Below are 2577 nucleotides of genomic sequence, written 5' to 3' on the forward strand. Positions count from 1 at the left end.
CCGATCGCCACCGCCATCACAAGCGCGACGATGGCGAGTTCCAGCGTCGCCGGCAGCCGGTTGAAGACGAGACCCAGCACATCCTGCCGCAGCGAAATCGAAGTGCCGAAATCGCCCCGGGCCACGCCCGACAGCCAGATGAAGAATTGCTGGACGATGGTCTTGTCGAGGCCGTAGAGCGCGCGCAGCCGGGCAATGTCGGCATCCGTCGCGCCGGGCGGCAGCATCATGGCGATCGGATCGCCGGGTGCGACGCGGATCACGACAAAGACGACGACGGCCACGCCGAACAGCGTGATCAGCATCGTCAGAAGGCGGATCAGGAATCGTTGCAGGAGCATGTAAATCTTTGCAGGAGCTCGTTGGCTCGTATGCCGGATAGAAATGCGCGCCGTCGCTATGGACGGCGCGCGGCAATTCCAGGCCGATGTCAGGCCGGGGTCATCAGGGCCGGCAGCAGCGCGCCGGACACATGCTGCACCACATTGACGCCCTTGGCATGCACGATCGGCTGCGCATACTGGATCAGCGGCAGCACATAGGCCTGCTCGGCGATGTATTTGTCGACAGCCTTCCAGCCGGCGATGCGCTTGGCCTCGTCCTTTTCGCCCCACAGCGGGTTGATCATGTCGATCAAATCCTGGCTGTCCCACACCGAATGCGGGCTCGGGCCGTACATGGCAAAGCCGGTCGAGGTGGTCGGATCGCCGATGGCATTGCCCCAATTGTAGAAGGCGGACGGCGCCAGCTTGTCGGCGGCGCGCAGTTCGTAGTGCTTGGCGATCTCGTAGACTTCGATCGTCGCCTCGATGCCGACCTTGCGCCACATGCCGACGATCGCCTGGATCATCTCATAGTCCTTGGGCTTGAAGCCCTTGGTCGTCTGGATGGTGAACTTGACCGGCTTTTCCGGCGAATAGCCGGAAGCGGCGAGCAATTCCTTGGCCTTTTCCGGATTGTGCTCGACCTTGATCGACGCGTCGTAGGATGCGTATTCCGGCGTTTCCAGCGTATCGATCGGCTGGCCGTAGCCGCGCAGCAGGCGATCGACCAGAAGTTTCTTGTCGACGGCCATCACGGCGGCCTGGCGGACGTTCTTGTCCAGCATCGCCTCGATGTCGTTGAAGAAGATCATGCCGATGTCGGAAACGTTCTTGCACGAGCCGGCCAGCCCGTCCTTGGCGATCAGCCGGTCATACTCCTCATAGGGAATTTCGAGCGTCACTTGCGAGGAGCCGGATTCGATCTCGGCGACGCGGCTTGCCGCGTCGGCGACGAACTTGATCGTCACATTCTCGAAGGCCGGCTTGCCGCCCCAATAGTTCGGATTGGCCTTGAGCCGCAGGAAGGCGTTGCGCTCGAACTTTTCCACCATGTAGGGGCCGGTGCCGATCGGCGCCTTCTCGAAACCTTCGGCGCCGACCTTCTCGTAGTAGGCCTTCGGCATGATGTAGCCGGTCAGGAACGACATCCATTTGAAATAGACCGGGTCGAACTGCACGACGTCGCCCGTGATTTTGTTGCCGTCGATCTTGAAGTTGTTGACGTTCTTCCAGACGAACTGGATCGGGTTGCCCGTCTTCTCGTCGCCTGCCCGCTGCAGCGACCAGACGACGTCCTCGGCCGTGAACGGCGAGCCGTCATGCCAGGTCACGCCTTCGCGCACCGTCATCATGATCTTGGTGCGGTCGTCGTTCCAGCCCCATTCGGTGAGCAGGCCAGGCGCGAAGGACAAATCGGGCTTCTGCGGGATGAATTGGTCGAACACCGACTGGTAAAGCCCCTGGATGGTCGGGTTGACGGCCGACGGGCCGGTGGTCGGATCCCAGGATGGCAAGTTGACGTTGTAGGCGATGGTCAGTTCGCCGGCCGCTGCCTTGGCGATCTGCGGCAGGCCGACGGCGGCCGCCCCGAGTGCCGCGGCGCTGTATCCCAGCAATTCACGTCTGTTGATTGTCATGGTCGTTCCCCTTGTTGGTTTTGTTTCTGCGCGGCGTCTTCAGGTCATTGGTTCAGGCTTCTCGGGCAGCAGCGCCTTGCCCCTCGTAGCCTCAAGGAAATCCTCGGCTCCTACCTCCCGCCAAGCTGTTGCGCGAGCATGAAGCCCGACGCCGCACCGGTGCCGGCGCCCGGCCATGTCGCGGCCCCGGTGAGGTGCAGATTGGCCACCGGCGTGTTCCATCCGGCATAGCCGCGCGCCGGGCGGAACAGGAAATTCTGCGCCAGATGATGGCTGCCGCAGACCTGGTCGCCACCGACGAGATTCGGGTTCTCGCGCTCGAGATCGATGGGCGAAAACACGGCCCGGCCGAGGATCTGGTTTCGCAGGCCGGGCGCATAGGTCTCGATGATGTCGAGGACACGCTCGGCGTAGGCTTCCTTCACCTTGTCCCAATGGTCCGGTGCGATCTTGCCGGCGGCATCGCCCAGGATTTCGGCGGGCAGCATGCGCACCTGCACCCACAGCACATGCTTTCCCTGAGGCGCCCGCGATGGGTCGATCGCCGTCGGCTGGCCGACGACCAGCACCGGTTCGTCCGGCAGCATGCCCGCCATCGCATGTTGATAGGTGCGCGA

Annotated in this window: 2 protein-coding genes and 1 pseudogene; all 3 read right to left on the minus strand. The window is 62.9% G+C overall.

Features of this window, described 5'->3' with window-relative positions:
- Positions 1-341, minus strand: a pseudogene (locus EN964_RS31450) (ABC transporter permease); the annotation flags it as partial.
- 89 nt (positions 342-430) lie between these two features.
- Positions 431-1960 (minus strand): ABC transporter substrate-binding protein, encoded by a 1530-nt coding sequence (locus tag EN964_RS31455; protein ID WP_127272536.1) that lies wholly within the window; start codon positions 1958-1960, stop codon positions 431-433.
- 110 nt (positions 1961-2070) lie between these two features.
- Positions 2071-2577: NAD(P)/FAD-dependent oxidoreductase (locus EN964_RS31460; RefSeq protein ID WP_164776140.1), on the minus strand; the 507-nt coding region annotated here is incomplete at its 5' end.

Source organism: Mesorhizobium sp. M7A.F.Ca.CA.001.10.2.1, assembly GCF_003998575.1.
Taxonomy (GTDB): domain Bacteria; phylum Pseudomonadota; class Alphaproteobacteria; order Rhizobiales; family Rhizobiaceae; genus Mesorhizobium.

Excerpts from the sequence above, each read along its gene's own strand:
- EN964_RS31455 (WP_127272536.1), bottom strand. The coding sequence starts at position 1,960 with ATGACAATCAACAGACGTGAATTGCTGGGATACAGCGCCGCGGCACTC.